The 24,017-nt window shown below is 52.6% G+C and carries 29 protein-coding genes; 26 read left to right on the top strand and 3 right to left on the bottom strand.

Annotation, left to right across the window (positions count from 1 at the left end):
* Positions 1-22 precede the first annotated feature (22 nt).
* From flgB to csrA, 21 genes are all read left to right on the top strand, one after another.
* Entirely contained in the window at positions 23-424 is a 402-nt protein-coding gene (gene flgB / locus IZU99_08660) for a flagellar basal body rod protein FlgB (protein ID UOO38800.1), read from the top strand.
* A gap of 48 nt (positions 425-472) precedes the next feature.
* Complete coding sequence (flgC, locus tag IZU99_08655) at positions 473-916, top strand: flagellar basal body rod protein FlgC (protein UOO37319.1); 444 nt, start codon at positions 473-475, stop codon at positions 914-916.
* 27 nt (positions 917-943) lie between these two features.
* The gene (fliE, locus tag IZU99_08650) at positions 944-1,258 is read left to right on the top strand and encodes a flagellar hook-basal body complex protein FliE (GenBank protein ID UOO37318.1); all 315 of its coding nucleotides are present in this window, start codon (positions 944-946) and stop codon (positions 1,256-1,258) included.
* A 21-nt stretch (positions 1,259-1,279) separates the two neighbouring features.
* Positions 1,280-1,639, top strand: coding sequence for a flagellar biosynthetic protein FliO (gene fliO / locus IZU99_08645; GenBank protein UOO37317.1), 360 nt, complete (start codon positions 1,280-1,282; stop codon positions 1,637-1,639).
* Entirely contained in the window at positions 1,632-2,477 is an 846-nt protein-coding gene (gene fliP, locus IZU99_08640; GenBank protein UOO37316.1) for a flagellar type III secretion system pore protein FliP, read from the top strand. The genes fliO and fliP overlap by 8 nt, the downstream gene beginning before the upstream one ends.
* A gap of 11 nt (positions 2,478-2,488) precedes the next feature.
* Positions 2,489-2,761 carry a flagellar biosynthesis protein FliQ gene (gene fliQ / locus IZU99_08635; protein ID UOO37315.1) on the top strand — a complete coding sequence of 91 codons (273 nt, stop codon included), beginning with the start codon at positions 2,489-2,491 and terminating at the stop codon, positions 2,759-2,761.
* A gap of 9 nt (positions 2,762-2,770) precedes the next feature.
* Complete coding sequence (gene fliR / locus IZU99_08630; protein ID UOO37314.1) at positions 2,771-3,562, top strand: flagellar biosynthetic protein FliR; 792 nt, start codon at positions 2,771-2,773, stop codon at positions 3,560-3,562.
* A 42-nt stretch (positions 3,563-3,604) separates the two neighbouring features.
* Positions 3,605-4,675 carry a flagellar biosynthesis protein FlhB gene (flhB, locus tag IZU99_08625; GenBank protein ID UOO37313.1) on the top strand — a complete coding sequence of 357 codons (1,071 nt, stop codon included), beginning with the start codon at positions 3,605-3,607 and terminating at the stop codon, positions 4,673-4,675.
* Positions 4,676-4,689: 14 nt separating this feature from the next.
* Positions 4,690-6,729: a flagellar biosynthesis protein FlhA gene (gene flhA, locus IZU99_08620; GenBank protein UOO37312.1), complete on the top strand. Its 2,040-nt coding sequence runs from the start codon at positions 4,690-4,692 to the stop codon at positions 6,727-6,729.
* Positions 6,730-6,771: 42 nt separating this feature from the next.
* Positions 6,772-7,446, top strand: a complete 675-nt coding sequence (locus IZU99_08615; GenBank protein ID UOO37311.1) for a flagellar brake protein — start codon at positions 6,772-6,774, stop codon at positions 7,444-7,446.
* A gap of 85 nt (positions 7,447-7,531) precedes the next feature.
* Positions 7,532-8,275, top strand: coding sequence for a FliA/WhiG family RNA polymerase sigma factor (locus tag IZU99_08610; protein ID UOO37310.1), 744 nt, complete (start codon positions 7,532-7,534; stop codon positions 8,273-8,275).
* A 206-nt stretch (positions 8,276-8,481) separates the two neighbouring features.
* Complete coding sequence (flgF, locus tag IZU99_08605) at positions 8,482-9,246, top strand: flagellar basal-body rod protein FlgF (protein ID UOO37309.1); 765 nt, start codon at positions 8,482-8,484, stop codon at positions 9,244-9,246.
* A 5-nt stretch (positions 9,247-9,251) separates the two neighbouring features.
* Entirely contained in the window at positions 9,252-10,013 is a 762-nt protein-coding gene (gene flgF, locus IZU99_08600; GenBank protein UOO37308.1) for a flagellar basal-body rod protein FlgF, read from the top strand.
* Between the two features lie 25 nt (positions 10,014-10,038).
* Positions 10,039-10,479, top strand: coding sequence for a hypothetical protein (locus tag IZU99_08595; protein UOO37307.1), 441 nt, complete (start codon positions 10,039-10,041; stop codon positions 10,477-10,479).
* Between the two features lie 10 nt (positions 10,480-10,489).
* Positions 10,490-10,783, top strand: coding sequence for a flagellar biosynthesis anti-sigma factor FlgM (locus tag IZU99_08590; GenBank protein ID UOO37306.1), 294 nt, complete (start codon positions 10,490-10,492; stop codon positions 10,781-10,783).
* Positions 10,784-10,791: 8 nt separating this feature from the next.
* Positions 10,792-11,304, top strand: a complete 513-nt coding sequence (locus IZU99_08585; GenBank protein UOO37305.1) for a flagellar protein FlgN — start codon at positions 10,792-10,794, stop codon at positions 11,302-11,304.
* 100 nt (positions 11,305-11,404) lie between these two features.
* Positions 11,405-13,168 carry a flagellar hook-associated protein FlgK gene (flgK, locus tag IZU99_08580; protein ID UOO37304.1) on the top strand — a complete coding sequence of 588 codons (1,764 nt, stop codon included), beginning with the start codon at positions 11,405-11,407 and terminating at the stop codon, positions 13,166-13,168.
* Between the two features lie 45 nt (positions 13,169-13,213).
* Complete coding sequence (gene flgL / locus IZU99_08575) at positions 13,214-14,623, top strand: flagellar hook-associated protein FlgL (GenBank protein ID UOO37303.1); 1,410 nt, start codon at positions 13,214-13,216, stop codon at positions 14,621-14,623.
* A 35-nt stretch (positions 14,624-14,658) separates the two neighbouring features.
* Complete coding sequence (locus IZU99_08570) at positions 14,659-15,249, top strand: hypothetical protein (GenBank protein UOO37302.1); 591 nt, start codon at positions 14,659-14,661, stop codon at positions 15,247-15,249.
* A gap of 55 nt (positions 15,250-15,304) precedes the next feature.
* Positions 15,305-15,766, top strand: a complete 462-nt coding sequence (locus IZU99_08565) for a flagellar assembly protein FliW (GenBank protein ID UOO37301.1) — start codon at positions 15,305-15,307, stop codon at positions 15,764-15,766.
* Entirely contained in the window at positions 15,760-15,993 is a 234-nt protein-coding gene (csrA, locus tag IZU99_08560) for a carbon storage regulator CsrA (protein UOO37300.1), read from the top strand. The genes IZU99_08565 and csrA overlap by 7 nt, the downstream gene beginning before the upstream one ends.
* A 60-nt stretch (positions 15,994-16,053) precedes the next feature.
* On the opposite strand, the gene IZU99_08555 is transcribed toward csrA, so the two are convergent.
* Genes IZU99_08555 through IZU99_08545 form a run of 3 tightly spaced genes read right to left on the bottom strand, consistent with a single transcriptional unit; the run spans position 16,054 to position 18,860 of the window.
* Positions 16,054-17,232, bottom strand: a complete 1,179-nt coding sequence (locus IZU99_08555) for a pyridoxal phosphate-dependent aminotransferase (protein UOO37299.1) — start codon at positions 17,230-17,232, stop codon at positions 16,054-16,056.
* Positions 17,216-18,370 (bottom strand): PLP-dependent transferase, encoded by a 1,155-nt coding sequence (locus tag IZU99_08550; protein UOO37298.1) that lies wholly within the window; start codon positions 18,368-18,370, stop codon positions 17,216-17,218. The genes IZU99_08555 and IZU99_08550 overlap by 17 nt, the downstream gene beginning before the upstream one ends.
* A gap of 43 nt (positions 18,371-18,413) precedes the next feature.
* Entirely contained in the window at positions 18,414-18,860 is a 447-nt protein-coding gene (locus IZU99_08545; protein ID UOO37297.1) for an Rrf2 family transcriptional regulator, read from the bottom strand.
* 193 nt (positions 18,861-19,053) lie between these two features.
* On the opposite strand from IZU99_08545, the gene cysK reads away from it, so the two are divergent.
* From cysK to mnmA, 5 genes are all read left to right on the top strand, one after another.
* On the top strand, positions 19,054-19,986 hold the full coding sequence (gene cysK / locus IZU99_08540; protein UOO37296.1) for a cysteine synthase A: 933 nt from the start codon (positions 19,054-19,056) through the stop codon (positions 19,984-19,986).
* 52 nt (positions 19,987-20,038) lie between these two features.
* Entirely contained in the window at positions 20,039-20,797 is a 759-nt protein-coding gene (locus IZU99_08535; protein UOO37295.1) for a tRNA threonylcarbamoyladenosine dehydratase, read from the top strand.
* Between the two features lie 75 nt (positions 20,798-20,872).
* A complete protein-coding gene (locus IZU99_08530; GenBank protein UOO37294.1) occupies positions 20,873-21,316 on the top strand; it encodes an Rrf2 family transcriptional regulator in 444 nt (147 codons plus the stop codon).
* A 98-nt stretch (positions 21,317-21,414) separates the two neighbouring features.
* A complete protein-coding gene (locus IZU99_08525; GenBank protein UOO37293.1) occupies positions 21,415-22,704 on the top strand; it encodes an O-acetylhomoserine aminocarboxypropyltransferase/cysteine synthase in 1,290 nt (429 codons plus the stop codon).
* A gap of 195 nt (positions 22,705-22,899) precedes the next feature.
* Positions 22,900-23,973, top strand: coding sequence for a tRNA 2-thiouridine(34) synthase MnmA (mnmA, locus tag IZU99_08520; protein ID UOO37292.1), 1,074 nt, complete (start codon positions 22,900-22,902; stop codon positions 23,971-23,973).
* Positions 23,974-24,017: the final 44 nt, after the last annotated feature.

Genomic DNA, 24,017 nt, shown 5'->3' with positions numbered 1-24,017 from the left:
AGGTGATTTTGTGTTAGACAATATGTTTTCCTCCGTCAACACACTGCAGAAAGGCCTAAATGCCTCATGGCTCCGCAACGAGGTCATCGCCAATAATATCGCCAACGTCGACACACCCGGCTTCAAGGCCTCGCACGTCCAATTTGAGGATCTCATGGCTGAGGCAGCTGGGTCGGACGGCGGGACATTATCCATGGAAACGACAAATGACAAGCATCTCGGCTTTTCGGGCGGCGCGGCAATTTCGAGCGTCGAGCCGCAGGTGGTGACCGACGAGACGACGTCAACGCGGCTTGACGGGAATAACGTCAATATTGAAAACGAGATGGTCGAGCTGGCGAAAAACTCTATAAATTATTACACCACCGTTACAAAGATCAATTCTGAATTTCGCAAGCTCAATACGGCCATCAACGTCAACTAAACAGGCGTTGCGGCGCAGGCATAGAAAAATCGGAACGGAGGAAACCAAATGGGCTTTTTAAGTGGCATGGATATCAGCGGCTCCGGCCTGACGGCACAGCGAATGCGGATGGATGTCATCTCCGATAACATCGCCAACGTCGACACGACGCGCACAGCCGACGGGACGCCGTATACAAAAAAATACGTTGTTTTGGCTGAGCGCAGCGATTTTGCTGGTGTTTTGAAAAACGCCTCCGGCGGCACCTCGGGCAGTGTTTCAGGCGGCGTCCGCGTCACCGAAATCGGGGAAGATACGACAACGCCCTACCAGCTCGTCTACGACCCGACGAATCCCGACGCCGGTGAAGACGGCTACGTCCGGATGCCGAACGTTGATATCACACAGGAGATGGTCGACATGATTTCGGCTTACCGCTCCTACGAGGCAAACGTCACGGCCTTCAACGCATACAAGGACATGGCGATCAAATCGCTTGAAATCGGCAAATAATGCCGCCGGCAGAAAGGAGCATCACCCATGGTCAGTATCGGTTCTTCACTTATCAGCAATCTTGGCAGCATCGCCAATCCTGTCACGGCCAAGCCGGTGTCGTCTGGAACGACGACGGCAGACTCTGGCTTTAAAGAGGCACTCTCCAGCGCGCTTGACCGCTTTGAGCAAGTCGGTGACGAGAACGCGCAGTCCACGCTGGATCTTTTGACTGGAAATACGGATGATCTGTCCAACACCATGATTGCCGCCCAGAAGTCCGAAATTTCCCTGAATCTGACGGTGGCGCTTCGGAACAAGGCCGTAGAGGCGTATAAAGAAATTATGAACATGCAGGTCTGACCTGCCGTTGGGGGGCGCACAGTGCTGAATTTTTGGGATTACGTCCAGGCGATCGCCATCATCGTCGCCGTTTTGTTCGGGGCGTATTATGTCACGAAGCTTGTGGCGAGAACGAGCACCGGCTCCTTCCGTAGAAACACCGGTATCCGCATCCTCGGTTCACAGCCGCTTGGGAAGGACAGATCTGTTTTCGTGGTAGAGATCGGGGAAAACGCGTATATTCTCGGCGTCAGCGCCCAGCGCGTTGAGCTGCTGGACAAGCAGCCGACAGCACAGCTCGGCCTTCCCAAGGAAGAGCCGTCACCCGTCCTGCCAAGCTTCGCCGCGAGCTTTAAGGACGAACTGAATAAACGGTTGAAAAGGTTTAACAAAGATGACTAAATGCGTAAAACCCAGATTTAATTGGATACCGGTATCTGTAGAAAGGCTGCCGGACCCGGGAAGATATGAACCGGCACATCAAAAGCTCTTCAAAACCGCAAAAATCTGCGCGGCCACGAGCTTCATTTTTGTTCTTGGCTTGATGTTGCTTTTGGGTGTGTCGCACAGCGCCGCTGCGGCCCCCATCGATTCGGTCCAGTCCCTCTTAGACAATAACCAGCAGTCTATGCAGATCATTATGATCTTAACGGCCATCACGCTCGTACCGACGGCACTCATTATGCTCACCGGCTTTACGCGGATCGTCATTGTTTTATCCATCGTGCGCAACGCCATCGGACTGCAGAATATGCCGCCCAACACGGTGATTATCGGCCTTGCGCTCTTTATTACATATTTCGTCATGAGCCCTGTTCTCGTTAAAATCAATGACGTTGCTTATCAGCCTTACGTTAAAAACCAGATCACGTTTACCGAGTTTTCGGAGAAGTCGATGGTGCCGCTCCGGGAGTTTATGCTGAAAGAGACGTACTCGACGGATTTGAATTTTTTTGAAGGCCTGTCCGGCATTGATAAGCAGACGGATGTTAAAAATGTTCCCGACCGCGTCGTCATCGCCGCGTTCGTCACAAGCGAGCTCAAGCACGCGTTTGCCATCGGATTTTTTATCTACATCCCGTTTATCGTGATCGATATGATTGTGGCGAGCACGCTGATGGCGATGGGCATGATGATGCTGCCGCCGGCGATGATCTCCATGCCCTTTAAAATTCTGCTGTTTGTTTTAGTAGACGGCTGGCGTCTGACAATTGGGGCGCTCGTCAGCAGCTTCGGCTAGAGGGAGAAAAAATGATCACACAACCGGAAATTCTGACGGTCATTAAAGATGCTGTCTACGTCGTCCTCCTTGGCTCGGCGCCGATGCTCGCGGCGGCGCTCATCATCGGTATCCTCGTCTCCATTTTTCAAGCCACCACGCAAATCAACGAACAGACGCTGGCCTTTGTCCCGAAAATCATTGGTATCCTTTTGGCGCTGCTTCTTTTCGGCGGCTGGATCATTTCAAAGCTCACCGACTACACGGTGGAGCTCTACAATTCGATTAACGTTATGCTGAAATAAGGGGCGAGTATGGCGCAGCTGTCATTTGTTTGGAACCATCTTGATTATGTGATGCTGATGTTTGTCCGCATCAGCGGGCTTTTGATTTCAAGCCCGATCTTCGGGCGCCGAAATATCCCGAACATTGCAAAAATTGGCTTCTGTGCTGTTTTAACCGCTGTTTTCATGGCCGGTCTCCCGGCACCGGACACATATGCTGTTTATGACAATTTGGTCGTCTATGCGCTTGTCTTGGTACGCGAGCTCGCCTTTGGCGTTGCAATGGGCTTTGTATTAACGACAATGTTTAATTTAACGATGACGGCCGGCGCCATCATGGACTATCAGATCGGCTTTTCCATGGCAAGTATCTACGACGCCCAGAACAACGCGCAGACGCCTATTACTGGCAGCCTTTTCAATATCATGATGATTCTGCTCTTTTTCCTGTACGACGGGCACCTGAAGCTCATTGACCTTATTTGGCGCACGTTTACGGCAATTCCCGTCGGCGCGGCCATGGCACCGGCCGAGATTTTATGGGTAGCGGCCGAGGTGATGACAAAGTCTTTTGTCCTGTCGGTCATGGTGGCGATGCCGGTTCTGGCGGCAGGGATCATGATGGAATTTGCGCTTGGGGCCATCATCAAAACCGTCCCGCAGATGAACATGTTCGTCGTGGGCATCCCGATTAAAATTGTCGTTGGTCTCGTTGTTTTACTGATGACATTTTCTCTTTTCGCCGTCGTGACGAAAGATATTTTTTCCACGATATTCAGCCAGATCGGCTTGATGTTTAATCACCTGGCGGGCAAGGCGTAGGGGCGCGAATAATTTTAAGATAGCAGAGGTGAACTTGGCTTTATGGCGCAGGGAAGCGGCGAAAAAACAGAAAAAGCCTCGCCAAAGAAGCGAAGAGACACACGCAAGAAGGGCGATGTTCATAAAAGTACCGATTTATGTTCGGCAATCATGATTTTCATCATGTTCGGCACACTGAAAATCGGGTATGAAGGCTTTATCCGCTCCATGCGGGACTTTTCGGCCAATATGCTCTCAGCAGGCACTGTTGCCGGAAACGCCGGAAACGTCACCGGCGCGTCCGTCGTTTTGTACTATAAAAACATTCTTTTATCCGTTATGCCAATGATTTTGCCGCTGATGCTTGTGGCAATGATCGGCGGTGCGCTCGTCCATGTTGTGCAAACGGGGCCGATGTTCGTTACCGACAAGCTCAAGCCGGACTTCAGCAAAATCAATCCGATTGCCGGTTTTAAGCGTCTTTTTTCCTCGCGGTCACTTGTTGAGCTCTTTAAAGCAATCATCAAAATCATCATTCTCTGCTATGTGGCATACGCGTACCTCTCCAAAGGCCTCAAAGGCTTTGTCGGTCTGATCAACACGGACGTCGGGACGGCTTTTTCGAAATTCCTCTCGCAGACGTTTTCCATGGGAATCATGATCGGAATCGTGCTGATTGCCTTTTCCGCCATCGATGTTTTGTATCAGTGGTGGAAATTCGAAAAAGACATCATGATGACAAAGCAGGAGGTCAAGGAGGAAAATAAACAGCTTGAAGGCGACCCACAGATTAAAGGTAAAATTCGCCAGAAGCAGCGTAAAATGAGTGCCCAGCGTATGATGAACCGGCTGCAGGAGGCGACCGTCGTCATCACAAACCCCGATCACTACGCCGTTGCGCTCCGCTACCGCGAAAATGTTGACAAAGCACCGGTTGTTATTGCCAAGGGCGAGGATTTTCTGGCGCAGCGGATTAAACAAAGGGCCGCCGAACTCAAAATCGCCGTTGTCGAAAACAAGCCCGTCGCGCGGGCCCTCTACGCCGCTTGCGACATCGACGATGAGATTCCCCCGGAATTGTATCAGGCCATCGCCGACGTCCTCATTTACGTCTATAAGATGATTAAAACATAGAAAGGTTCGTGGCAATGAAGAGATCGGATATCGCAACAAGCGTCCTTGTCCTCGGCATCATCATGATCATCATTCTGCCGCTGCCGACGTGGTTGTTTGACGCGTTGCTCATCATGAACATCATGATATCTCTTTTCATCATGCTCACGACGCTGCTCATAAAAGAAGCACTCGAATTTTCCGTCCTGCCGACGCTGCTGCTCATCACAACGCTTTTCCGCCTCTCGCTTAACCTCTCCTCCGTCAAGCTGATTCTCGGCAATGGGGGTGACGCCGGAGAAGTCATCGCCACATTTGGCTCCTTTGTTATCCGTGGCAATCTCGTCGTCGGTATCGTCGCGTTCGTCGTCATCGTCGCCATTCAGTTCATCGTCATTACGAAAGGTGCCGAGCGCGTTTCCGAAGTGGCCGCCCGCTTCACGCTTGACGCGATGCCCGGCAAGCAGATGGCGATTGACGCCGACCTCAACACTGGCGCCATTGATGAGGCCACCGCCAGAAAACGGCGGTCGGATATTCAGCGCGAGGCCGATTTTTACGGGGCCATGGACGGCGCGAGCAAGTTTATCAAGGGTGACGCGATTATTTCGATCATCATCATTATTGTCAACATCGTCGGCGGTCTCGTCGTCGGCCTGACGATGGAGCATATGGAAATCTCAAAGGCCGTTAGCGTGTATACGCTGGCAACCGTTGGTGACGGTCTCGTCAGCCAGATACCGGCGCTTCTCATCTCCACCTCGACCGGTATCGTCGTCACGCGATCGGCGTCCGACGCCAGCTTCGGCGTCGACCTGACAAAGCAGCTGTTGTCAAACCCCAACGCCATGCTTATCTGCGGCGGCATCCTGCTCGCCATGTGCCTCATCCCGGGTTTCCCAAAAGTACAGATTCTGGTGATTGCCGCTGTTTTGATCGGTGCCGGTCTCTATCTGCGCCGGAGTATCCGCAAAAAAGCGGAGCAGCCACCGGAGCCCGACGCCGTCAAGGAGCGCGCCGAGGAAAAGCGCAAGCCAGAAAACGTGTTAAACCTTCTTCAGGTGGAACAGTTAGAGCTGGAGTTCGGGTATGGAATCGTCCCAATGGTGGACGTCAGCCTCGGCGGCGACCTCTTGGACCGTATTATTATGATCCGCCGCCAGTGCGCCATCGACCTCGGTATCGTCCTCCCGTCTGTCCGCATGCGAGACAATGTGCGCCTCGTGACGAACGAATATAAAATACTTATCAAAGGCATCGAGGTCGCCCGCGGCGAAATCATGCCAGACCATTATCTAGCAATCAATTCCGACGGCGTCGAGGAGACGATCACCGGCATTGAGACGATCGAGCCGACGTTTGGCCTGCCAGCCTTGTGGATTACAAAAAAACAGCGCGAAAAAGCAGAGCTGCTCGGTTACACGACGATTGACCCGCCGTCCGTTATCACAACGCATTTGATGGAGGTTATCAAAGCCCACAGCAGTGAGCTGATGAGCCGCCAGCAGGTTCAGATGCTTATTGAGAACCTTTCCCAACAGCAGCCGGCCCTCGTGGAAGAGGTCGTGCCGAAAATGTTCTCCTACGGCGATATTCAAAAGGTCTTTGTTCGGCTTCTGCGGGAGAATATTCCCATTAAAAACCTTGCAACGATTATCGAAACACTTGCCGAATACGGCAGCATGACGAAAAATCCCGACGAGCTGACCGAATACGTCCGCCAGAACCTCGCGCGTGTTATCACAAACCGGTTTTTAACGGGCGAAGATGTCGGCGTTATCGCGCTCGACGCGCAGGTCGAGCAGCTCATCGCCGAGAAAACGAAACGAACGGAATCGGGCATGGTGACCGTATTAGAACCGTCCCAACTGCAAAGTATTTTCAAAAACACGCGGGAGACGATCGATGATCTGACCGTTCAGGGCAAAAAAGCCGTCGCGCTGACGGCCCCGGCCATCCGGCCGCGCTTTAAAAAGCTGATCGAGCAGATTGCCCCGAACCTGACGGTTCTCTCATACGCCGAAGTCGAACAGAGCATGGAACTGCACATTGAAAGCATCATTAGGCTGACGTGATGTCACGGGATTGCATGATAATAAAAAATCGGGGTGAAGCGGTTGAACCTGGAGAATATTTTAAAAACCGGCAATGAGGTTCGTGTCAAAAGTGGGACAGATACATTTATTTCAACGATCGACGACATTACCGGTGAGACGACGTTTACGATTCTCACGCCGTTTGCCAAGGGACATCAGCTTCAGGTAAAGCAGGGCGAGACGTTTTCCCTCTCGTGTGTCACTGAGCGCGGGATATATATGTTTGAGGCGCAAGTGCTATCAATAGATGATTCGTCTAATGTGATGATCATTCATCTCCGTGTTATGGGAGACGTCCGGCGCGTTCAGCGGCGGCAGGCGTTCCGCGTCCGTGAGAATATTGCCGTCAACGCGCGTATTAAATCCACCGATAAAAATCCGGACGGCAAATGGGTCAAAACAAATACGATTGATATCGCCGAACTTGGCTTACTTCTTCGGTTTGATGAAAATTGTGATTATGGACAGGAAATGGAGCTGTCTCTGCGCATCAATATGTTCGGTATTAACGAGGTTATTCCGAAGGTCAAGGGCAAGGTTGTACGCTGTGTTTCAACACGGAACAAGGAATTTGGCTACCTTCTCGGCATTAAGTTCGAGGATCTGCCGGAAAAGGCAAGGGATGCGCTTATCCGGCTCGTTGTTTTAAGCCAGCGCAACAAGCTGACTTATAAAAACGTCAAAAAGCTGCGATGATTGACCGGTACGTTTGAAAACGGCGGACGGCGGAAAAGCGTCAAACCGACTATTGTGCCGCGGTGACGGCAGATTGGGGCGTCAAATGGGAACAGAGGATTTGACGAATGTTGATGACCTTTGGGAAAAATATTTTGATACCGGAAACCCTGACATCAAAAATCAGATCATCTCGCATTATCTGTACATCGTCGGCATTATTGTCAAGCGGCTTCTGCCGCAGTATAAGGATTACAGTGAGAAGGATGAACTGATGAGCTGCGGTGTTCTGGGGCTTATCGACGCGGTCAACAAATTTGACCGTTCGTTCGGTGTCAAGTTTCAGACATATGCCACCGTGCGCATTCGCGGTGAAATCATTGACTACATGCGAAAGCAAGACTGGGCCCCGTCAAGCCTGCGGAAAAAAATCAGCAGCATTCAGAAGGCGTATGAAAGCCTGGAAGCGGAGCTTAACAGAAGGCCGACGGAGGAGGAAATTGCCGATTACCTCGGCGTGAAGGAATCGCTCATCCAAAAGGTCATGCACAAAACGCACATGTTCAACCTTGTCTATTTCGAGTCCATGCTCTATGAAAAGGAGACGGAAGGATTTCAGGAACCGACAAAAAACGACCCATACCAGAAGATTGAAAGCGAAGTCATGTCAGAGGCGCTTAAAAAGCTCATCGATTCGCTTCCGGAGCGGGAGAAAATGGTCATCACGCTCCATTACTACGAAGGGCTCACGATGAAGAGCATCGCCAAAATCCTGCAGATATCCGAGTCGCGCGTTTCACAGATTCACTCCCGTATTCTCATGGAAATGCGATTAGTTCTTGACAATTGATTACCAATAGCACAGGCCATCTCCAAACAAGACAAATAAAGTCTATTTTAAGCGACTAAATTTAAGCAAAATGCACAAATAGTAAAAAAATTCTCAGTGACAATATTTATAAAGGAAAAAAATAACGATATGTATGGTATGGATTGGTTGGCACCAGTTGACTTGATGGGTGGGCCGCCCGTACTGTCATACCGGGGGAGGTATTTATGGTACGCGGCTTATATACGTCGGCAACAGGCATGAACGTCCAGCGCAACAAAATGGATGTCCTGACCAATAATATCGTCAACGCCGAGACAACAGGCTTCAAGGCCGACACGCTCGTCACCTCCACCTTTGACCAGGTGATGCTCCAGCGCATTAATGACCCGAACATCAACATTCTCGGCGCGCCCGATGTCGGAGGGTACGACTTCGGCACGCATGTTGACGAGCTTGTCACCGATTTTTCGGGCGGCACGCTGGAAGTGACGGACCGGCCAACGGACATCGCCCTCACAGGAAACGGTTTCTTCACGGTTGAAACAGCCGATGGCCAGATTCGCTATACTAAGAGCGGCAACTTCACGGTCAATGCCGACGGGTATCTCGTCACACAGGATGGCGATTTTGTCCTCGGCGAGAAGGGGCGTATTAAAGTCGGTTCAAGCGACTTTTCTGTTTCAGCGCAGGGAGATGTGACGGGGGATGCGGCAACGCCGGACCGTCTGAAAATTGTGACCTTCAGCGACTTAAGCGTTCTGCGCAAGGCGGGCAATAACCTCTACTATCCGTATGGAGACGTTGCGCCCGTTACAACCTCGGACACGGTAGTTCACCAAGGCGTGCTGGAGGGTTCCAACGTCGATATTTCAGGTGAAATGGTTGATATGATCTCTGTTTATCGAAAATATGAGGCTAATCAGAAACTCGTGAGTATGACAGACAAATCGCTCGAGATGGCCGTTAACCTCGGCAGAGTTGGAGGGTAAGCGGTATGCAATCGTTATTCACGGCCGCATCCGGCCTCTCAAGTCAGCAAAAGCGTCTTGAAACACTGGCAGCCAATGTCGCCAACGCAAGCACACCGGGGTACAAAGCCGCGCGTGTTGATTTTAAGGATGCTCTGTATAACAGCATGACCGATCCCGTCTTGCCTGACAGCGCCCAAAACAATCTTCTTTCCGGCAGTGGTGTCATTGTGAACGACACGGCTGTGGATTACAGCGGCGGCGCACTCCTTCAGACAGGTTCGCCGCTCGATATGGCCATTGAGGGGAGCGGCTTCTTTCAGGTGCAAAACAGCGGCGGCGAGGTTTTTTACACGCGCAGCGGCAGTTTTCAGATTTCGGTGACGGATACTGGCAATTATCTCGTGACGGCGGAAGGGTATTTCGTTCTCAATCAGAAGGGTGAGAAAATAAAGCTGCCGGATGGGGCAACGAGCTTTCGGGTCTCGTCAAACGGTGAATTATCAACGGACTCGGGTACGCCTTTTGCAACGCTTGGCATAGTAGATTTCGCAAACCCGAACGGTTTGGCACCGGCCGGCGCGACCAGCTTCACCGCAACGGCGGCCACAGGGCAAGGTGTGACTGTTGCTGATGCCCATATCGTCCAAGGGAGTCTTGAGGGCTCCAACGTCAATCTCGCCCAGGAAATGACGCTTTTAATCCGCGCGCAGCGTGCCTATTCGCTCGCCAGCCGCGCACTTCAAACCTCAGACGATATGCTGGGTCTTGCAAACAATATGCATTAGTATTATTCTATTCGGAGGGACTCCTGTGGCTATCAGTGTATGTGAATTCTGCAGAAAACCATTTAACAGCTATGGCGCATCGCTTTGCGCCGACTGCTCGAAGACAATTGACGAGGCGTATCTTAAAGCCCGGAAATTTATTTACATGAACCCGGATAAGGCGGATTTCATTTCGATTACAGAGGAGACGGAAATCACGGAAAAAGCGCTCTCCTATCTGATCAACAAAGGCCGGATTGAAATCAGCGGAAAAAATGGTGTGGGAGTCGGCAGGTGCCGCGCCTGCGGGAAAGAAATCAGTTCCGGTACTGTCTGTCAGTCATGTCTGTCAAAGGTTCTTGCAGAGAAGATGAAGGCCGATTCTGAAAGCAGTGCAGACCCGAAAAAACAAGTGTCGTCGACAGACAAGAAAAAGACAATCCCAACGTCGTTTGGTACCTTAAAAGAGCATTATCTTGGAAAGTGAGTGATTGACGATGAAAATTAATTCTGTCTCTCAGAATGACGCCATCTCAAAATACGTCCATACCATCAACAGCAAGCCCACCCCGGCAGCCGTCAAAACGGGGATTAACGACAGCGTTGAGCTGTCTGAAGGCGCACAGAAGTATGCTGCGCTTCTGAAAGCGGCGAAAGACTCGATAGACAGTCCGGGGGCGGAGGAGGCCAAAGCGGCCGACATTATGGCCCGGATGAACAATAATAGTTACAATGTCCCGACAGGGGATGTCGTCGGCAGTATCATGAGCGGGATTCCGACGCATATATAAGTGCGCTGATGAAAGAATTATCACATATCGCAGAAGCGTTGCTTGACGGTATGGCGCGGTCATACGATCTTCTGTGTCAGCTTCAGGAAATTGCCGCCGAGAAAGAGGCATTTCTGACGACGGGTGACATTGAGGGGCTGCGCCGTGTTACGGAGCAGGAGGAAGAGCTTCTGCAAGTCCTGAATCATGAAGAAAAAGAAAGAGCAAAGAATGCCGAGGCGCTGTCACAGGCCGTCGGTGTTTTTGACAAAAACACACGGCTGAAGGAGATTGTTGAAAAAATCGAAGATAATGCGCTTCGGTCAAGGCTCGATAAGGCCAGAGAGCGTCTCGTCGAAGCCGTCGCGGCGCTGACATCTCGCAACGATCGGCTCGAGGCCCTTTTGCAGCAGCAGATCGGCTATACCGATTTTATGCTCAACCTGCTCATCCGCCCGCAAAAAACAACGCATACGTACGACGGCCAGGGCAGCCGCCAGGAAGAATCGGGCAGCTTGGGGCTGTTGGATTTTCATGTTTGACAGGCTCAGGCAGCCGAAATAAAGGCGTTTTATCAGCACCTGCGCGTGGTAAAACGGTTTAAGACACAGCCGGCGCGCAGCGGCGGATTGGACGGACCATATGTCATCTACCTTCGGCTCGTTTGAAATTGCACGGTCGGGTCTCTCCGTCGCCATGCAGCAGCTGAGCGTGACGGAGCAGAATATATCCAACGCCAATACGGAAGGGTATACGCGCCAAAGACTTCTGACGAAAGCAAAATCCTCCTCAAGCGACGGTTACTTGATCAGCCAGCTCAATAAGGCAAACGTCGGCCAAGGCGTTGCGGCAACAGGAATTCAGCAGATCAGAAGCTCTTATCTTGATCAGCAGTTCAGAACGCTCAACACAAATTATATGTACAGCACAACGCGTGACGGCGCGCTGACATATCTCACGGGCCTTGTCAACGAGCTTGATGAGGACAGCGGCCTGACAACGGCCATCGGGAACTTCTATTCGGCGCTGAGTTCATTTTCTGCGGACACGTCGAGCAAGGAATACAGGACGAATGTCCAGCAGCAAGCGCTTGCCATGACGTCGAGTTTCAACAACGTCTATGAGGAAATGCAAAGCCTCTGGAAAGAGCAGAACGACAGCATGACGACCGTCGCCTCGGAGATTAATTCGGTCGCCCAAAAGATCGCCGATTTAAACAATGCCATTGCCAGAACCGTTCAGACAGGCGGATCGTCCAACGAGCTCAATGACCAGCGCAATCTTCTGCTGGACAAGCTGGCCGGGTACGCGAACATTTCCTACAGTCTCAACGCGGGCAATGACAGTATGCTCGACGTCCGTGTCGGCGGCCTTTTGCTTGTTGACGGCGTTACAACAAACGCCATTACTGCCGACAGCCCCACATCGCACACGGCCGAGATCGACAATCTGACGGCGCAGATTGCTGCTGTCAATACACAGGTTGAGGCCGGTTCAGTAACACCGTCCGACGGCCAAACGGCCATCGCAGCCCTCGTGACGCAGCTCGGCCAGTACATGACGGTTTCATCGTCATTAAACGCCGATAATCCAGACCTGACCGACGTGACGTTTAACGGCGCTGCCCTTGTCAGCGGTACGACGGCAACAGGAGTGGCTGACGCCGTTGCCAACAATGTGACGGCTTGGGTTGAATTTAACCGCAGCAATCTGACGCTTGACGGCAGCGAATTGAGCATCCAAAGCGGGACGCTGACAGGCGGCCAGCTCTACGCCAATATGGAGATGGTCGAAAGCCAGGATGCGAGAACGCCGGGCATTCCATATTACATGGCACAGGTCAATTCATTCGTGCGGGACATGGCAGAGCATATCAATACGATTCATCAAGGCGGCTGGACGTATCCTGATGGGACGACAGCCAGCCAGTCAGGCGTCAGCTTTTTCGACGTCCCATCCTATGTGGACGGTTTGGGGAACACGGTCTATGACTATTCAAAGGTCAATGCGGGCAACTTTACGCTTAGCAGTGATGTGCTCTCCAGTGTATACAATATTGCAGGCTCGTCGCAGCAGATTTCTTTGAGCGGCAGTTCGACGAATTCTGGTAATAATATCACGGCGCTGGCCCTTATCAATGACCTTTCCGACAGCGGCTATTATGACAAGCTCAACAGTATCGTTTTGAATCTTGCCGTCGTGGCCAACACTGGTGAAAGTGTGACGAGCACCAGAAAATCAGTACTTGACAGTGTCGACACACAGCGGCAGTCCATGTCTTCCGTCTCGACGGATGAGGAGACGACGAATCTCATCATCTTCCAACAGACGTACGCCGCGTGCGCGAAAGCCATATCCGTCCTGGACAATATGCTCGATACATTGATCAATATGATGGGCCGCTAATAGCCACCAAACGGCTATAATCGATGATGGAGGAGGTGTTTTGCTTTGAGAATCACGAATTCCATGATGGCGGGCAAATTTTTGTCTGAGTCAAACGATGCGCTGAACAGAGTCAGTAAATATCAGTCGCAGGTGGATACATCTAAAAAAATCTCCGGCATTTCAGATGACCCGCATGCCACGCTTGCAACGCTGCGGGCGCGCAACAGGCTGACGAATCTGGCGCTGTATCAAAGCAATATTCAAACCGCCTCCAGCTATCTGACAGAAGCTGAGTCAGTCGCCAATGAGCTCAACGAGATTCTTCAGTCGGCATATGGTGATATTATTACGGCAAACGACGGGTCAAAAACACAGGCCGACCTGTCGGCCATCTCGGAAGACCTGAAAAACCTCCGCAATGAGGTCTTATCAATCGGCAATACAACGCTCGGAACAAGCTATATTTTTGGCGGCTTCAATTATACGGGCAGCACAAACGGCGTCACAAAAACACCGCCGTTTTCCACCAGCAGCGCAACGGGGGATGTTCTCTATAACGGCATCAATCTCTCACAGGTCGCCTGGAAGGACGATTTTGACAATGGCGTTTCTGTTATGACAAACTTACAGGGCAAAGCCAATGCCATTATCGCCGCCTTTTCAACGACTGCATCAGACAGCTATAATCTGACGCAAGCCACAACGGCGTTCGGCGACCTCAATGATCTTGTCACGGCTGGAAATGCCGCCTTAAACGCGGCTAAGTCGTTCGGCGCAGACCCCGCGTCGGCCGAATATACGGGGCTTAAAACAGTCATAGACGGCTTGGCGGGTATCGCGGCAGACCTTTACACCGAAACGTCGAAAGAACTCGCGGCCGACCCGGCTGACACCACAAACAAATTCAGCGCAACGGCTGTTCAGACGCTCTTGAATAATGCCGCCGCTTATCTGACCGACCCGGGTACAGGCTCGGCACTCGATAACGCCATGGCACAGCTCGGCACCGTTGTGACGATCCCGGCCGCCACACAGGCGGCTATTACCGCTGAGGCCGGCAACAGGACAACAATGCAGATCGGCACATCACAGACGATTGACATGACACTCACAGGCCTTGACCTTTTTGGGACAGGAAAAGACAATATCTATCATGTCCTAACGAAGTGCATTAAAATGCTCGACGGCGGTATGACGCCCGATTTAGATGGCATGACCACAGCGCTGCAGTCGGCACAGTCGTCTGTTTTAAACCTGCAGACGAAAATCGGCGCTTCTCAGAACAGGCTAACGCTTGTTGGAAGCCGTTACCAAACGAACGAGCTCAATTATACCAAAATGCGTTCCGACGCGGAAGATGCCGACATGGCCGAGACCGCCATGAACCTGGCGACGGCACAGTCGGTCTACAATGCCGCGCTGGCCGGCGGCGCGAAAATCCTGCAGACATCGCTGATTGATTTTCTCAAATAAAAGATAAAAGCGCAACGCTCGTCAGGAGGATTTGTATGAAAGTACGAAGACTTCAGCTTGAAGACATGCAAATGGCGCGTATCAGCGTCGAAACAAAAATGGCGCGGCTTTCAATTGATTCACCGGTGCGGCGAATAAAAAGCGTCTCGCAGGCAACCGCCCACATGACGGTGAAGCGTGAAAACCCCAGCCTTACGGTCGCTTCAGAGATGTCTTCTGGATCGGCGGAACCGGTGCGCGTTATGACGCCGATCCAGCAAAGCGTTGTTTCTGTCCATCCGTCGGAGATTTCTCAATTGCCGGCAGGCAGCCAAGCCGCTGCACCGCTGCGCAAAACCAATCCCATTATCCATATCTCCAGAAACACCGCCGGTAAAATCGGTCAGTCGGCCATGCGCCAATCGGTGCCGCGGCCTGTTCTGAAGGGCCAACCCGGCTCTCTCAGCATTAACTGGAGATTCCAGGACGTGACGATCAGTTGGGATGATTATCAAGCACCTGTCATCACGGTTGAACCGAAGGCGTCCGTTAACGTCTATCTCGCTACAGAGCCGCATTTGGAATTTAAGGTGATTGAACAGTCTTTTCCGCCGGAAATGGGCCAAGCCATCGACGAAGAGGCGTAAAGAAGACGCGCAGAACACGGCGGCTGCACCATCACAGATAGGTTTGGTGAAATAAATGATTATACCGACAGCGCATTTTGGAGATGTTGAAATAGACGACAACAAAATCCTCCATTTTGATAAAGGCCTGCCCGGTCTTGACGAGGACCGGCGTTTTGCCCTTTTGTCAAATGAGGACTCGCGCCCCGTGAGCTGGCTGCAGTCGCTTGACCATAAAGAGATTTCCCTGCCGGTGATGGACCCGTTTCTCATCTGCCCGGATTATTCCTTTGATATCTCGCAGGATGACGTTGAGGTGCTGGCCATTGAGGATATTAAAGATGTCTACGTTTTAAGCATTCTCGTCATCCCCAAAAACGCCAACGCCATGACCATCAACCTCTCCGCGCCGATCATTGTTAACGTCCGCAACAGCCGCGGCTGCCAGATTGTTTTAGACGACAGGAAGTATAGGGTGCGCGTGCCCGTTTCGGATCTGCTCGCCAAATCCGGCAAGGATGGTATGGAGCTATGCTAGTACTGACACGAAAACAAAATGAGGGCATTCTCATTGGCAATGACATCGTTGTGACCGTCATCAGTATTGACGGTGATAAAATCCGCCTCGGTATTGACGCGCCCAAGCACATCCGCGTCATCCGGGAAGAGCTGCTAAAAGAGATCGGGCAGGAGAACATGATGGCGGCGCATTCCGAATACCGCCCCATTAATCAGAAAAAGAAAAATCCTGATAAAGCGCCGTAAATGAAAAGATTCTTCGATAACCGAAGAATCTTTTTTTATACCCATTTATGCTTGGGGCACTCACACAAGGCTTATAACGGCCGCCCGGAGCTGCTCAAGTGCCTGCTGGAGCACAGCGCGCGGACAGGCGATATTAATACGCTGAAAGCCGCTGCCGCCCCGGCCAAACATGGTTCCGCCGTCAAGCCATAATTTCGCTTGATGGACAATGAGTTTTTCCAGCGCCGTGTCATCAAGGCCGAGCGCCCGGCAGTCCAGCCAGCAGAGATACGTCCCCTCCGGTTCCACAAGGCGAAGCTGCGGCAACTTCTGATGCAGAAAATGCCGCAAATAATCAAGATTACCGGTGAGATAGCCCAGAAGGTCGGAGAGCCAAGGCGCGCCGTCTTTGTATGCGGCGCGGCAGGCAACAAGGCCCATCACGTTGACCTGGCTGTACCCGCTTTTGTCAATTTCGTTTGCAATAGCAGCTTTAATGGCTTTATTGGAAACAAATATATTTGAAATCTGAAGCCCCGCCAAATTAAACGTTTTCGTCGGTGCCGTGCAGGTAACGGTAAAGTCCGCGAATTCCGGTTTTAAAGCGGCGAAAACAGAATGACGGTGGCCTGTATATACAAAATCGGCATGGATTTCATCAGAAATAACGATGACACCGTGCTGGTGGCATAGCTCGCCGAGGCGGCAGAGCTCCGCTGCCGTCCAAACGCGGCCGACCGGGTTGTGCGGGCTGCAAAGGATAAAGAGACGAACGTTTTCAGAAACGATTTTTCGCTCGAAGTCCTCAAAATCGATCGTATACACGCCGTTATAATAGGCCAGTTCGTTGACAACAACGCGCCGCTTGTTGCGCTCTATCACATTTCGGAATGGGTAATAGACGGGCTCCTGGATGAGTACGGCGTCGTTTTCACGCGTCAAAGCCCGGATGGCCTGCGCAATCGCGTAGACGATGCCGGGCGTTTTAATCAGCCACGATTCATGAACATCCCAGCCAAACCGATCGGAAAACCAGTCGTGCAGAACATCGAAGTAGTCTCGGCTGCTGTCACTGTAGCCAAAAATACCGTGGCGGCTCTTGCTGATCAGCGCATCGATGACGCCCGGTGGTGACCGGAAATCCATATCGGCGACCCAAAGCGGCAGAACGTCCTCCGGCAGGCCGCGCCGCACGGCAAAGTCATGCTTAATTGAGTCGGTGTTTTTTCGGTCGATGACCGCGTCAAAATCCAAATTCACGATGTCCTCCCAAGGCATATTCCAAATCCGCAATCAGGTCGTCAGCCGTTTCAAGCCCCACAGACAATCGAAGGAGGTGCCCGTCGATCCCTTTCGATGCGCGCTGCTGTTCGGGCAGGTCTGCATGTGTCTGAAGCGTGGGGTACGTGATGAGTGATTCTACGCCGCCAAGGCTCTCGGCATATTGGATAAGCCGCACGCGCTCAAGGGTGCGCCGCGCCGTCTCCTCATCCGTTGTCTCGAACGAGATCATTGCCCCGAAGCCGGTTGACTGCCGGCGGGATACCGCATAACCGGGATGCGACGGCAGGCCGGGATAATGAACAGCGCGCACCTTCGGGTGGCTCCCGAGCCAGTCGGCGAGTTCGAGTGCCGTCTTCTGCTGCTGATGTAGGCGGACGGACAGCGTCTTGATGCCGCGGAGCACAAGCCAGCTGTCAAAAGGGGACAGGCAGGCACCGATTGTTTTATATAGCAGGCGCAGGCGCTCGGCGATCATTGCATTGTTTGTCACAAGGAAGCCTGCCAGCGTATCGTTGTGCCCGGCGAGATATTTTGTCCCGCTGTGAACGACAAGATCGGCCCCAAGGGCAATCGGTTTTTGAAAAGCAGGCGTCAAAAAGGTGTTGTCGACTATCAGCATCAGGTCATGTACCCGTGCCAGCCGCGCGGCGGCGGCAATATCCGTCACAAGCATTTTAGGGTTTGTCGGTGTCTCAAGATAGATGGCCTTCGTCTCCGGACGAAGGCTCTTTTCAAGGGATGACGGAATGGAAGTGTCAACATACTCAAAAATGACCCCAAAATTTGATGCGACAGTGTTAAAGAGCCGAACCGTGCCGCCGTAGAGATCGTCGGAGGCGACGATATGATCGCCCGGGGCAAAGAGCGCCAGCATGACGGTTATGGCCGCCATACCTGAGGAGAATGCCAGCGCCTCGCAACCGCCCTCCAGCGCGGCAACGGTTTTTTCAAGAGCCGCCCGCGTCGGATTCTGCACGCGGGAATAATCATAACCCGTGCTCTGCCCGACGCCGGGGTGGGCAAATGTCGCCGTCTGATAAATCGGGACGCTTACGGCGCCAGTCGGGTCGGCAAGCGACAAACTGCCGTGAACGCACATTGTTTCAAAATCCATCAAGTCACCATCCGCTCATAAAAGTTTCGTGACGCCTGTTCCGTCAGATATAAAACATGTTGGTGTTGTCATTTTTCAGCCTTTCCGATTCAGCGGCAAGGTCCTCAAGCGTCACGCTTTTGAGGGCGTTTTCAAGGGCACTGTCAATCCGCGTGTAGACGAGTCCTCGGACGGCGTTTTCGATTTCCGGGGCCGTATCGGCAACTGTCGCGTCGTTCTTTTCAAAAAGCGGCAGCTCCACGGCGGATAAAACCTCGAAAAGCGTGATCTGCCGCGGCTCGCGTGACAGCTGATAGCCGCCCTGCGCACCTTTAGCGGAAACAACAAGGCCGCCGCGCTTGAGCAGAGAGAAAACTTGCTCCAAATAAATTTTTGAGATGTCCAGTTTTTCGGAGATATATAATACCGTTGTGAACGTGCCGGAAGCGTATTTCTGCGCCAGACTGACGAGTGACGCCAGTGCATACCGGCCTTTTGCCGACAGTTTCATCGCCTCACCACCAATTCATACTTTAGATATATGTATTATAATTATAAATGACCGCCCCTGTCAAGACATATTAATCATATAAAATTAGTATAAATATTTTTAAAAAAGGTCTTGACAAATAAAATTTGGAAGCATATTATAAAGCATATCAAACATATATGAATTATATTATAAATTTATGGAGGTCAACGACATGTCAAAAATCTTTAAAAGCCTGTCGGCGCTCATTGGCAGAACACCGCTTCTGGAGCTGTCAAACTACGGTAAAAAGCACGGCTTGGCCGCGTCGGTCGTGGCAAAGCTGGAATACTTTAACCCAGCCGGGAGCGTCAAGGACCGAATTGCCAAAGCAATGCTTGACGATGCCGAACAAAAAGGACTGCTGACGCCGGAATCTGTCATCATCGAGCCGACGAGCGGCAATACAGGCATCGGGCTGGCCTCTGTCGCGGCCTCGCGCGGGTATCGTGTCATCCTGACAATGCCGGAGACGATGAGTGTCGAGCGGCGCAACCTCTTAAAGGCTTACGGCGCGGAGCTTGTTTTAACGGAAGGCGCCAAGGGCATGAAGGGTGCCATCGCTAGGGCTGATGAACTGGCGGCCGAAATTCCGAACGCTTTTATCCCCGGCCAGTTTACAAATCCGGCAAACCCAACTGTCCACAGGGAGACGACAGGCCCGGAAATCTGGGCAGATACAGACGGTAAGGTCGACATTTTCGTTGCCGGTGTCGGCACAGGCGGGACGGTTACCGGTACGGGCGAGTTCCTCAAATCGCAGAACCCCGCCATTAAAATCGTTGCCGTCGAGCCGGAGGATTCGCCGGTTTTATCCGAAGGGCGCGCCGGTCCGCATAAAATTCAGGGCATCGGTGCCGGCTTTGTACCACAGGTGCTCAACACCGGCATATACGATGAAATTATCCGCGTCAAGAATGAAGACGCTTTTGCAACAGCACGCGAACTGCCAAAAACAGAGGGGCTGCTTGTCGGCATCTCGTCTGGTGCCGCCCTCTGGGCAGCGGCCGAATTGGCAAAACGCCCTGAAAACGCAGGCAAGACAATTGTTGTTATTCTGCCGGACACCGGCGAGCGTTATCTCTCGACGCCCGTGTTTGCTGAATAAGGTTGATATGAATCTTTTCTACGAACGATAAGGACATGACCGGGGGATTATCATGCATCAGGAGTTTTCAAGAACGCAGCTTCTGTTGGGCAGGGCAGCCATGGCCTGTTTAGAAGACGCCTCTGTCGCTGTGTTCGGTATCGGCGGCGTTGGGGGATATGCTGCGGAGGCACTGGCTCGGAGCGGTGTCGGCAGACTGACACTTGTCGATGACGATATGGTTTGCCTGACAAATATCAATCGTCAGCTTATCGCAACGCACGGCACAATCGGGCGAAAAAAGGTTGACGTGATGAAAGAGCGCATACTTGACATTAACCCGAAGTGCCGCGTCATTGTTCGAGAGTGTTTTTACGGCGCGGAGACGGCCGCTGATTTTGAATTGAGTGATTATGACTATATTATTGACGCGATTGACACCGTTTCGTCAAAGCTTATTTTGATCGAAGAAGCGATATTTGCCGGGACGCCGCTCGTCAGCTGCATGGGTGCCGGGAACAAGCTGGACCCGACGCGCCTCGAAGTTGCCGATATTTTTGAAACCTCTGTCTGCCCGCTGGCCCGCGTGATGCGGCGGGAACTGAAAGCACGCGACATCAGGGCGCTGAAAGTCGTCTATTCCCGCGAAGAGGCGCTCAAGCCTGTCGAAGAAGCAAAACAGAGCTGCAGAACAAGCTGTATCTGTCCGCCGGGGACAAAACGCAAATGTACCATCCGCCGCCAGGTTCCGGGCAGCGTCTCCTTTGTCCCGTCAGTCGCGGGGCTGATTCTTGCATCCGAGGTTGTGAGAGACTTGCTGGGCGTTCATTAGCGTCTCTTCTGTAAAACGTCTTGAATTCCTATTATTCATATTGTAAAATACGGATATTGGAAAGGATGATGTCGTATGAAGATATCAACGCGCGGCAGGTATGCCATCCGCATGATGCTGGAGCTTGCCATGAGTGAGCCGGATCAGTATGTCACCATCAAAAGCATTGCCGAGCGGCAGGATATTTCCGGAAAATATCTGGAGCAGATTATTTCCGTTTTGAGCCGGGCGGGGTTTGTTAAAAGCGTTCGCGGTGCGCAGGGCGGCTATAAGCTCGCGCGAAATGCCGAGGAATACACGGTCGGCTCCATTCTGCGTCTGATTGAAGGCAGCCTTGTCCCGGTGGCCTGCATGGAGGATGAGCCGAACCAATGTCCCCGGTGCGAGACGTGCGCAACGCTCGACGTTTGGAAGCAGGTTGACGAGGCTGTCAGCAGTGTGGTGGATCATATCACGCTTTTTGATCTCGTCCAGAAGCAAAAGACAATGGCGTCACCGTCACCGACGCCTGAGCGCTAAACCGTCATCAGTCAAGCCTGTGAGACTGACGGCAGACGTTTGAATCAAATCATACTAAGTAAATAAGAAAAATATGAAAAATGAAATGAGTGAGCAACATGCCGGAAAATAAAAAATTACGATTTGAGACGTTGCAGCTGCACGTCGGGCAGGAGTCACCGGACCCGGCGACGGACGCCCGCGCCGTCCCGATCTACCAGACGACATCTTACGTTTTCGCCGATTCGCAGCAGGCCTCAAACCGCTTTGGTCTGACGGAAGGCGGTAACATCTACACGCGTATCATGAATCCGACGTCCGATGTTTTTGAAAAGCGGATTGCCGCGCTGGAGGGCGGCGCGGCGGCGCTGGCCGTATCAAGCGGCGCGGCGGCTATTACATACGCCATTCAGAACATTGCCCACGCGGGGGATCATATTGTATCGGCCGCAACGCTCTACGGCGGAACATACAATCTCTTTGCGCACACGCTGCACGATTTTGGTGTTGAGGTCACGTTTGTCGACCCGGACGCCCCCGGCAGCTTTGAAAAAGCCATCCGCCCCAATACAAAGGCAATTTTTATCGAGAGCATCGGCAACCCAAACGCCAGTTTGATCGATATTGAGGCCGTCGCTGCGGTTGCGCATAAAAGCGGCCTGCCGCTGATTGTTGACAACACGTTTGCAACGCCGTATCTTCTTCGCCCATTTGAGCACGGGGCCGACATCGTCGTCCACTCCGCCACAAAGTTTATCGGCGGCCACGGCACCTCGATCGGCGGCGTTATCGTCGACGGCGGCACGTTTGACTGGGCAGGTTCCGGCCGCTTCCCGTATTTGACGGAGCCAGACCCGAGTTATCACGGTGTCCGCTTTACCGAGGCTGTTGGCAATCTCGCCTATATCATCAAAGCGCGCGTAACGCTCCTGCGCGATACGGGCGCGGCGCTCAGCCCATTTAATTCGTTTTTATTTCTGCAAGGTCTTGAGACGCTGTCCCTGCGCGTGGAGCGCCATGTGGAAAACACGCTGAAGGTGGTTGACTTTTTGAAGAACCATTCAAAGGTCGACAAAGTGAACCATCCGTCGCTTTCCGACAACCCGTATCATGCGCTTTATGAGCGCTACTTCCCGAACGGCGGTGCCTCGATTTTCACCTTTGAAATTAAAGGCGACGACAAGACGGCTAAAACCTTTATCGACAAGCTTGACATCTTCTCGCTGCTGGCCAATGTGGCCGACGTCAAGTCGCTTGTCATCCATCCGGCCAGCACGACACACTCACAGATGTCGGCAGAAGAGCTGCTTGATTCCGGCATTAGGCCGAATACGATCCGCCTGTCCGTCGGCACGGAGCATATCGACGATCTGCTTGACGATCTTAAACAGGCGTTTGACGCAATCTAAATTCATATCGAAGCACACCACAGAGCACACGGCGGCGGATATTTCCGCCGCCGTCGCTTGTTCAAAACCCTAAAAAAATTTTATGTTGAGACAGCGGATTTAAGGCACCATCGGCAGAGGAGATACAAAAAGGCTGTCTTCCAAACGGCAGATCGGTTATAATGTTGCAAACGGAACAAATTGAGGAGTATTCGTATGTCACGAAAGGTCATGGCGGCTATGAGCGGGGGGGTGGACAGCTCCGTCGCGGCGGCGCTTTTATTAGAGCAGGGCTACTCGGTCTGCGGCGCGACGCTGAAGCTCTTTTCAAATGAAGATATCGGTGAAGCGCCCTCTCGCACCTGCTGCGCTCTCACGGACGTGGAGGACGCGCGCCGTGTGGCGTATAAGCTCGGCATCGAGCATTTTGTTTTCAATTTCAAAGAGCCGTTTTATGCCGACGTTATCGGCCGCTTCGCCGCAGGCTACCGCGCCGGGAAAACGCCGAACCCTTGCATCGACTGCAACCGCTCTATCAAGTTTGACAGGCTGATTGACCGCGCCGTCATGCTGGGGATGGACGCCATCGCCACCGGGCACTACGCGCGCGTCGAGCGGGATGAAAGCACAGGCCGGTATCTTCTCAAGAAAGCCGCGGACGTCACAAAGGATCAGACATACGTCTTGTATATGCTGACGCAGTCGCAGCTGTCAAGGGTTCTCTTCCCACTCGGTGGGTTTTTGAAAAGCGAGATCCGTGAAAAGGCGCTTGCGCGCGGCTTTGTGACGGCGGACAAGCCGGACAGCCAGGATATCTGCTTCGTGCCGGACGGCGACTACGTCGCCTTTTTAACGGATGTGATGGGTCTTATTTCACCCCCCGGCCCCATGATGGATACGGCGGGTAATGTTCTCGGAACGCATCGGGGGCTGCTTCACTACACAATCGGCCAGCGCCGCGGGCTGAATATCGGCTTCGGCAGCCCGCGCTACGTCGTTCGGAAGGACATGGCGTCAAACACCCTCGTCATCGGGGAGGAGCGAGATTTATACAGTGCCGATATGACGGTCGGCGACGTTAATTTCATCGCCGTCCCAGCGCTCAAAGAACCGACGCGGGCAACGGTCAAAACACGCTACAGCCAAAAGGAGACGGCGGCGATGCTCAAGCCGCTGGGGGGTGACCGCGTTTGTGTCGTGTTTGACGCGCCGCAGCGTGCGGTAACGCCGGGGCAGGCCGCCGTGTTTTATGACGGGGACACCGTCCTTGGTGGTGGCACAATTTTATAAGACACCTTGCATTTCTCAAAGAATCGTGCTAAAGTAAAATCATA

Source organism: Oscillospiraceae bacterium CM, from assembly GCA_022870705.1.
Classification (GTDB): domain Bacteria; phylum Bacillota; class Clostridia; order Oscillospirales; family Oscillospiraceae; genus Sporobacter.
This window is presented reverse-complemented; position numbering and strand designations above follow the sequence as displayed.

Coding starts and splice junctions, on each gene's coding strand:
- flgF (UOO37308.1), top strand. CDS start 9,252: ATGCAATCGTTATTCACGGCCGCATCCGGCCTCTCAAGTCAGCAAAAG.
- mnmA (UOO37292.1), top strand. CDS start 22,900: ATGTCACGAAAGGTCATGGCGGCTATGAGCGGGGGGGTGGACAGCTCC.
- IZU99_08570 (UOO37302.1), top strand. CDS start 14,659: ATGAAAGTACGAAGACTTCAGCTTGAAGACATGCAAATGGCGCGTATC.
- flgF (UOO37309.1), top strand. CDS start 8,482: ATGGTACGCGGCTTATATACGTCGGCAACAGGCATGAACGTCCAGCGC.
- fliQ (UOO37315.1), top strand. CDS start 2,489: ATGATCACACAACCGGAAATTCTGACGGTCATTAAAGATGCTGTCTAC.
- flgC (UOO37319.1), top strand. CDS start 473: ATGGGCTTTTTAAGTGGCATGGATATCAGCGGCTCCGGCCTGACGGCA.
- IZU99_08535 (UOO37295.1), top strand. CDS start 20,039: ATGCATCAGGAGTTTTCAAGAACGCAGCTTCTGTTGGGCAGGGCAGCC.
- IZU99_08610 (UOO37310.1), top strand. CDS start 7,532: ATGGGAACAGAGGATTTGACGAATGTTGATGACCTTTGGGAAAAATAT.
- IZU99_08585 (UOO37305.1), top strand. CDS start 10,792: ATGAAAGAATTATCACATATCGCAGAAGCGTTGCTTGACGGTATGGCG.
- flhB (UOO37313.1), top strand. CDS start 3,605: ATGGCGCAGGGAAGCGGCGAAAAAACAGAAAAAGCCTCGCCAAAGAAG.
- fliE (UOO37318.1), top strand. CDS start 944: ATGGTCAGTATCGGTTCTTCACTTATCAGCAATCTTGGCAGCATCGCC.
- flgB (UOO38800.1), top strand. CDS start 23: ATGTTTTCCTCCGTCAACACACTGCAGAAAGGCCTAAATGCCTCATGG.
- cysK (UOO37296.1), top strand. CDS start 19,054: ATGTCAAAAATCTTTAAAAGCCTGTCGGCGCTCATTGGCAGAACACCG.
- IZU99_08545 (UOO37297.1), bottom strand. CDS start 18,860: ATGAAACTGTCGGCAAAAGGCCGGTATGCACTGGCGTCACTCGTCAGT.
- IZU99_08530 (UOO37294.1), top strand. CDS start 20,873: ATGAAGATATCAACGCGCGGCAGGTATGCCATCCGCATGATGCTGGAG.
- IZU99_08565 (UOO37301.1), top strand. CDS start 15,305: ATGATTATACCGACAGCGCATTTTGGAGATGTTGAAATAGACGACAAC.
- IZU99_08525 (UOO37293.1), top strand. CDS start 21,415: ATGCCGGAAAATAAAAAATTACGATTTGAGACGTTGCAGCTGCACGTC.
- IZU99_08590 (UOO37306.1), top strand. CDS start 10,490: ATGAAAATTAATTCTGTCTCTCAGAATGACGCCATCTCAAAATACGTC.
- flhA (UOO37312.1), top strand. CDS start 4,690: ATGAAGAGATCGGATATCGCAACAAGCGTCCTTGTCCTCGGCATCATC.
- IZU99_08550 (UOO37298.1), bottom strand. CDS start 18,370: ATGGATTTTGAAACAATGTGCGTTCACGGCAGTTTGTCGCTTGCCGAC.
- fliP (UOO37316.1), top strand. CDS start 1,632: ATGACTAAATGCGTAAAACCCAGATTTAATTGGATACCGGTATCTGTA.
- flgK (UOO37304.1), top strand. CDS start 11,405: ATGTCATCTACCTTCGGCTCGTTTGAAATTGCACGGTCGGGTCTCTCC.
- fliR (UOO37314.1), top strand. CDS start 2,771: ATGGCGCAGCTGTCATTTGTTTGGAACCATCTTGATTATGTGATGCTG.
- csrA (UOO37300.1), top strand. CDS start 15,760: ATGCTAGTACTGACACGAAAACAAAATGAGGGCATTCTCATTGGCAAT.